The 6392-nt window shown below is 69.2% G+C and carries 6 protein-coding genes and 1 pseudogene; 3 read left to right on the top strand and 4 right to left on the bottom strand.

Going from position 1 to position 6392, the window contains the following annotated elements:
* Positions 1 to 15 precede the first annotated feature (15 nt).
* Positions 16 to 1001 (top strand): annotated as a pseudogene (locus D7223_RS31940) (IS256 family transposase).
* Here D7223_RS31940 and D7223_RS31935 read toward each other — a convergent pair.
* From D7223_RS31935 to D7223_RS31925, 3 genes are all read right to left on the bottom strand, one after another.
* Entirely contained in the window at positions 958 to 1590 is a 633-nt protein-coding gene (locus tag D7223_RS31935; protein WP_120733349.1) for a GNAT family N-acetyltransferase, read from the bottom strand. The pseudogene D7223_RS31940 and the gene D7223_RS31935 sit on opposite strands and share 44 nt — an antisense overlap.
* A gap of 201 nt (positions 1591 to 1791) precedes the next feature.
* Positions 1792 to 2118, bottom strand: a complete 327-nt coding sequence (locus D7223_RS31930) for a TraR/DksA family transcriptional regulator (protein WP_120733347.1) — start codon at positions 2116 to 2118, stop codon at positions 1792 to 1794.
* 23 nt (positions 2119 to 2141) lie between these two features.
* Positions 2142 to 2366 carry a hypothetical protein gene (locus tag D7223_RS31925; RefSeq protein ID WP_120733345.1) on the bottom strand — a complete coding sequence of 75 codons (225 nt, stop codon included), beginning with the start codon at positions 2364 to 2366 and terminating at the stop codon, positions 2142 to 2144.
* A gap of 273 nt (positions 2367 to 2639) precedes the next feature.
* On the opposite strand from D7223_RS31925, the gene D7223_RS31920 reads away from it, so the two are divergent.
* The gene (locus D7223_RS31920; RefSeq protein ID WP_120733343.1) at positions 2640 to 3707 is read left to right on the top strand and encodes a tetratricopeptide repeat protein; all 1068 of its coding nucleotides are present in this window, start codon (positions 2640 to 2642) and stop codon (positions 3705 to 3707) included.
* Between the two features lie 302 nt (positions 3708 to 4009).
* Here the strand turns inward: D7223_RS31920 and D7223_RS33830 are convergent, their stop codons facing one another.
* Entirely contained in the window at positions 4010 to 4642 is a 633-nt protein-coding gene (locus D7223_RS33830; protein WP_238162323.1) for a hypothetical protein, read from the bottom strand.
* 614 nt (positions 4643 to 5256) lie between these two features.
* Between D7223_RS33830 and D7223_RS31910 the strand changes: the two genes are divergently transcribed.
* The gene (locus D7223_RS31910) at positions 5257 to 6153 is read left to right on the top strand and encodes a hypothetical protein (RefSeq protein ID WP_147252540.1); all 897 of its coding nucleotides are present in this window, start codon (positions 5257 to 5259) and stop codon (positions 6151 to 6153) included.
* Positions 6154 to 6392 lie beyond the last annotated feature (239 nt).

Raw genomic sequence — 6392 nt, 5'->3', positions numbered from 1 at the left:
ACCGAGGTCGGGCCGGTGCGGATCCAGGTCCCGCGGGACCGGGCCGGGTCGTTCACGCCACGGATCGTGCCGAAGCACACCCGCCGGTTAGACGGGTTCAACGAAACGATCCTGTCGCTTATGCCAACGGGTTGACCACCGGGGAGATCTCCGCGCATCTGGCGGACGTGTATGACGCCGACGTGTCCCGGGAGTTGATCAGCCGGGTCGCCGACAACGTCCTGGACGAGATGGAAGCCTGGCGGCAAGGGCCTCTCGACCGTGTCTATCCGGTGGTGTTCATCGACGCCCTGGTGGTGAAGATCCGCCAGGGGCAGGTCGCGAACCGGCCCGTCTACGTCGTGGTCGGCATCAGCCTCGACGGAGAACGTGACGTCCTCGGTATGTGGGCCGGCACCGGCGGGGAAGGCGCCAAGCAGTGGGCCGGCTACCTCACCGAACTACGTAACCGGGGTGTCGAGGACGTGTTCATGGTCTGCTCCGACGGACTGAAAGGCATGACCGACGCCATCGAGCAGGTCTGGCCGCAGGCGGTGCACCAACAGTGCGTCGTCCACCTCGTCCGGGCCAGCCTGCGCTACACCAATCGCAAGGACTGGCAGAAGATCACCCCGGCGTTGCGGGAGATCTATACCGCCCCGACTGTCGCGGCCGCCGAGGCCCGGTTCGAGGCGTTCGCCGCCGAGTTCGGCGACCAGTACCCGGCCGTCATCAAACTGTGGCGGACCTCCTGGCCGCAGTTCGTGCCCTTCTTGGACTACGACCACGAGGTCCGCAAGGTCCTCTACACCACCAACATCATCGAGAGCCTGAACGCCCGGTTCCGGCAAGCCGCCCGCCGACGGGGGCGCTTCCCGACCGAGCAGGCCGCGATGAAGGTCCTCTACCTCGTCGTCCAACAGAAACGAAAGGGCGGCGGGAGCATCACCGGCCGGGTCTACGGTTGGGCCAAGGCCCTCAACGCCCTGATCCTCGCCTACGGCGACCGGGTCGACATCTAACAACCTCGATCACACCACAGGCCCAAACACAGAAATCGACACACTCCCGCGGACCAGGGATGAGGCTGTAGACGTACATGTCTTTGCGCTCGGTCCCGACCTGCTGCCAGCTGCGCAGGAGTCCTTCGCGCTGGTAGCCGCAGGCTTCTGCGGCGCGCCACGAGCCCTCGTTCCATGGTTCGACGAACAGCTCCAGCCGCTTGACGTCGTCCAGTGAGCTGGCCCAAGCGGTGAGGGCGCTCAGAGCGGCCCGGACGTATCCGCGGCGCCGGTGCTGCGGTGCGATCCAGTAGCCCGTCGATGCCCGCCCGGTGGAGATGTGGCTGGTCCAGAGGCCGATGTTCCCCACAGCTTCGTCGGTCTCGGCGTCCGCGATCGCAAAGGAGTAGCCAGACCCTTCAGCGAGTCGTTGGTGCTGCCGTTCAAGGTAGGCAGCGATGTCCTCGTGCGCATCGGAGGGCGGCACTGACGTGATGAGGGGGATGAGAGGGTCCGAGGCGACCGAAGCGACGAGCGGGGCGTCGTCCAACCGAAACGCCCGCAAGCGCGCTGGCGGCCCGTCGAGACACGGCATCTCCGTCGGCAGCATGCCCCGATTCTGGGGCTCTCAGCCAACCCGAGCAATCAAGCTCGGCAACCTCACTTTGGCACGTCCGTGCGCCGCCGCCCTTGGGTGGCCGGCTGCGCTCCGTGACGCGCGTCCACGGCAGTTGAGCGCACCTCGTCGTAGCCCGCGTAAACGCTTCGCTGGAATTAGTGAGCGGCCCCAGTGTTCGCCAACCCTCATGCCCTATGCGCATGCCATGCAGAAGCGGGCGAACGGCCGCGCGGCAAGCCGTTCATCGCCGATCGGCCGCCCGCATCGTTCGCAAACGCCGTAGGTCGCCGCATCCACCCGACGCAGCGCGTCGTCAACATCGGCGATCCGTTCCCGCGCCCCGGCCAACAGCGCCGTCAACTGGGCGCGTTCGAAGCCGATGGTGGCACCCTCCGGATCGTGCTCGTCGTCAGCATTCGAATCCCGCGATGCCAGGAACAGCGCCTCCAGATCCCGGGCCAGCGTCGCCGCCTCAGCCTCCGCCCTCGCGCGCAGCCGCAGCAGTTCATCCCGGACCATATGTGGAGCCTAATACTCCAACGTCACTTCGCCTGTCTGCGCTGGTAGTGGGACTGTCGGAATCGGGCTTGGGATGTTCGCCGCCAGGTCGACCAGTGCAGGGTGTGCTCTGGTGGCAGTGCTGCGGCCAGGAAGAAGGCGTTGAGGAGTCGGCGGATCTCGGCGACGGTCAACGCGATGATCTCCGGTTCGGGGTCGGCGTCTGGCTGCTGGGCGGTGAGGATGGTCAGGACGGCCGGGGCGAGCATGCCGATCTCATCCTTGGCAACCGCTGAGCGGGGTCGGCAGCTCACCCGCGCCGGGCGCCGCGAAGGCGCCTGGCGCGGTCCGGCTGGTTGCTGCTGATCCCGGCAGTAATCAGGTCGTGCGGGGGTACGGAGCCGACGTATAGACCTGGATCGAGGCATGGACACCGACCCGAAACCGTTCGTGTGGACCAGGACCGCCGACGAGACCCTGAACGGCCTCGCCACATACTGCGGCCGAATTAACAACTCAGGGCACCAGACTAGGCTGGGCCGGTGACGCAGGACGTGGCGGCCGACGACGCCGGGGTGGCCCGAGCCGAGGCGCTGCTGGAGGTCGGCCGGGCCGACGCCGCGCGGCGGGAGATCCTGGCGGTCCTGGCGGCCGACCCGCACCACGTCGAGGCCCTGCATGTGCTGGCGCGCACCCACCAGGCGGAGGACGACTTTCCGGCCATGCGGGACGCGGCGGCACGGGCCGTCTCGGTCGGGCCCGGGCAGTACGAGGGACACCTGCTGCTGGCCTTCGCCCACGTCGGCATGGAAGAGCTGGCGGCGGCCCGGGCCAGCGCGGTGGAAGCCGTCCGTCTCGATCCGGACGACTGGCGGGGGCACGCCGCGCTGGCGCTCGCCTCGCTCGGCCTCGGGCAGCCGCGCCGCGCGTTCCGGGCGATCAGGCGGGCGGTGGGTCTGGCCCCTGAGTCGGCGGGACCGCACTACATCCGCGCGTCGATGTACCAGTCGATCAGGTGGAACACGCTGGCCAACCGCTCCTACCGCCGGGCACTTGCGCTCGACCCGGAGCACAGGGCGGCGCTGACCGGGCTCGGTCAGGTCGCTGCCACCCGCGGTCGGCTGGCGACCGCGGCCGGGCACGTCAGCGCGGTACTCACTGCCGAACCGACTAATGACGTCGCCCGCGCCGAACTGGACCGGCTGGTCGTCGGCGGCCTCGCCGGCTGGGCGATGATGTCGGTCTGGGCGGCCGGTTTCCTCGGCGTGTTCGCCATGCTCCCGTGGATGTGGGTGCTGGTGTTGCTGCCGCCCGCGCTGTGGCTGCTCTGGGCGACCCGCACCTGGCGCGCCCTCTCACCGGGCGCGCGCAGGTACGCCGAGCATGTCCTCCGTACCGACCCGCGGGCCCGGGTAAGGGTGATCGGGGTGGCGCTGTTCGCGCTCACCACGGCCGGACTGGCCGTCACCGCGCTGCGGCAGGACCCGGACGAATCGTGGTCGGGAGCCATGCTGGCCCTGATGGTGGCGCACTTCCTGGCGTTGATGGTCAGCACGGTGGCGATCGCCGTCGCCGACCGGAGGGCCGCCCGGCGTCCGGATAGCCATTAGTACTCGCCCGTCATTTGGCTTCGGCGTTGGGCGTGGCGTGAGCATGAGGACGGCCACCGCGTTGATCATCGATGGTTCGTGAGGACAATCGAAGATCGTGCGGTGGCCGCGTGCCACGGCGTAGACCCCGCCGGGTGGCGGGTCACCCTAGGCGTCCTGCATCACGACCCCTCGAAATGGCCACGGCCGATTCATCCGCATCCCCCTGCGTGCTGTCTCCGCTCATCCGGAGATCGCCGCGTGGATCATTGCACCCTGCGCAGGCATCGATCCTCTGCCTGTTGAGCGCTCTTCTCGTGCGCTCACCGAGCGAGGCGGCGACAGGCACTCCGGTTGTGCGGTAGTCCGGCCTGCGTGAAGACGAGCCCGCAGCTGCCGTTCGTCGGGTCCCAGAGTTCGTCATTGTTCACCAGCGCCCGAACCAGTGCGCGCTGCGGTTCGGTGAGGGGCCGGTGCGTCCCGTGCGGCTTGGGTAAGGCGAACCGCACCAGCGCTCCCCAGCCGTCGTCGAAGCCGGTCCAACTGTCCCGACCGGCCACCCGGCACGCAGCCGTGGCGATCTCGCCGAAGTCGGTGGCGATGCGGATCGCCGCGGCGACGAGCGCAAACTGGTGCAGTCCCGAAGGTGGTGGCTCAGCCAGCGCGGTCAGGATCAGCTCACGGGCGCGTGGGTCGTCCTCGTGGGCCAGCGCGGCTGGGAGCCGGACCGCCGGGTCCGGATCGATGAGCCGGTCGCGAAGGTCAAAGCCGAGCTGGCCGAGGCAGTACAGCCATCCCGTCTGCGGCCCCGCGCCTCGGTCCGACCACTCGAGGAGGAGCGCCGCCAGTTCCTCCCGCCGGCCAGCCAGGGACGGCATCCGCGCGATCGCCACGAGGTTCTCCGCGCGGAACAGCGCCCGGTCCGGCGGGGACGCGGCGAGCAGCGAAAGCACCACCGGGTACGCCTGGGCCACGGCATCGGCGAGGTCCGGCAGTACCCCCCGAAGTCGCGATCGTCGGCGAGGTCGGTCACGCTCATAGCGGCGTCGCCGAGGAACTCCACAAGCGATTCGACGGTGTCCGGGTGGGCTCGCCCCTCGGCGAGCAGTTCGGTCACGGCCCGCACTGCCGGCGCGGTCGCCGTCTCCGGGAAACGCGGATGCAGCACCGCCATGTCGAGGTGATCCAGCGCGGCCTCCCGCGCCTCCGCGTCACCGAAGTCCAGAGCGGCCACGTGCCCCGGGGTGTCGGTCGCCCGGCCGTACGCGTGCCCGAGCCGACTCCAGTCAACCGTCATCATCACGTCCTACCCAGCTCGCCAGCCGACCGGCAGTAGGTGCCGGCTCTCGCCGGAGGCCCGACTCGCCGGTAGAACAGGCACACCCCGACGCCGTTCACCGGTTCAGCGTCCAGCCAACCATGTGGTGTAACAGGAACGCGAATGCCACCGAACCAGAGGCGACGAGCAGGTTCGTGGGGTCGGGCCAGCCGCGGATGATGGACAGCACCAGTACGGAGATCGCCAGGGGCGGGACTCGTCAGCAGGGCGTTGCGACCGCAGAATAATGGGGTGACTTCGGAAGCCACCCTCGGCGAGGTGCTGCGCAGCGCCGCCCGAGTTCGGGTGACCAGTGGTGAGGTGTCCGGTATCCGGGTGCTGGGCGAGGATGTGCTGCTGGAGGTGACTGAGCCGGTGGCAGTTCGCCGGCTGGTTCAGGCCTTGGCCGTCACGCAGACGACCGACGGGTACTGCATGTGTCACGGCGACCTCGCCTTCGAGTTCTTCGACCGGAGCGGGCGGCTGACTGCAGCCGCGGGATTTCATCACGCCAGCCACCTGCGCTGGTCGGGCTGGGACGGCGACGCCAGGCTGCGCGATGGCGGCGCGGTGCTGCGCTGGCTCGCTGAGCATGGGGTCGAAGGTCCGTTGGTGCGGGAGGAACAGCGGCAACGCGAACGCCACGAGCGGTGGCTCGCCGAACATCGGTGGAGGGCCGCTGCCCCCGCCGCAGTACATGACCTACTTGATGTGGCGGTGGCCGCCGGCAGCACCGACGGGCTTCTTCCCGAGGGGATACACCGGCTGGTCGCCCGCCGTCTCGAAGAAGCGATTCCGGATCCGGTCGAGCGGGCTGGCGTCACGCTCGCCTGGTATGGCTCGGGGACAGGGCGCTGTTCCGGCTTTCCCGTACACGAAGCACTGCCGGCGCCAGCGCTCGCCGAAACACCGATCGCCCACCTCATCCGAGCTATGCAGGCCTACCCCACCGACGCTCACATCGACGCCGGCGCTGTGCGGCACCTGTGCGGCTGGAAGGCACGCACGCACCAGGCGAGGGACATCGCCAAAGTCCCGGCAGAGCTACGGATGCGTCTACTGGCGGCAGCGAGGGAGTCAGGCGACGACGACAAACGCCGCCGAGCGGAGCAATGGCTGAGCACACCGTCGGGACGCCGGCAACGGTAACGCTCCGGCCCGCCACCTCGTACCCGTACCAGACCCGGGCCGCAGAGTTTGGTCACGCCTCCGCGCGCGACAGCGTCACGCGCTGGTCTCAGCACGTGCGCAGGTCGGCCCGACCACGCCGGGCCCGACGGAGCGGCCGCCGATGCCGTAGCCGCACATGGCACCCGGCCTCTTCGCTCCTCCAGCCAGCTTTCCCGACCCGACCCGACGACAGGAGCCCCGCAGAGGTCGCAGGCTCG

Source organism: Micromonospora endolithica (genome assembly GCF_003626595.1).
GTDB classification, from domain to species: Bacteria; Actinomycetota; Actinomycetes; order Mycobacteriales; family Micromonosporaceae; genus Micromonospora; species Micromonospora endolithica.
The sequence above is the reverse complement of the archived record's forward strand: the minus strand, read 5'-3'. Positions and strand labels throughout refer to the sequence as shown.

Excerpts from the sequence above, each read along its gene's own strand:
- D7223_RS31930 (WP_120733347.1), bottom strand. The coding sequence starts at position 2,118 with ATGGTCCGGGATGAACTGCTGCGGCTGCGCGCGAGGGCGGAGGCTGAG.
- D7223_RS31925 (WP_120733345.1), bottom strand. The coding sequence starts at position 2,366 with ATGCTCGCCCCGGCCGTCCTGACCATCCTCACCGCCCAGCAGCCAGAC.
- D7223_RS31935 (WP_120733349.1), bottom strand. The coding sequence starts at position 1,590 with ATGCTGCCGACGGAGATGCCGTGTCTCGACGGGCCGCCAGCGCGCTTG.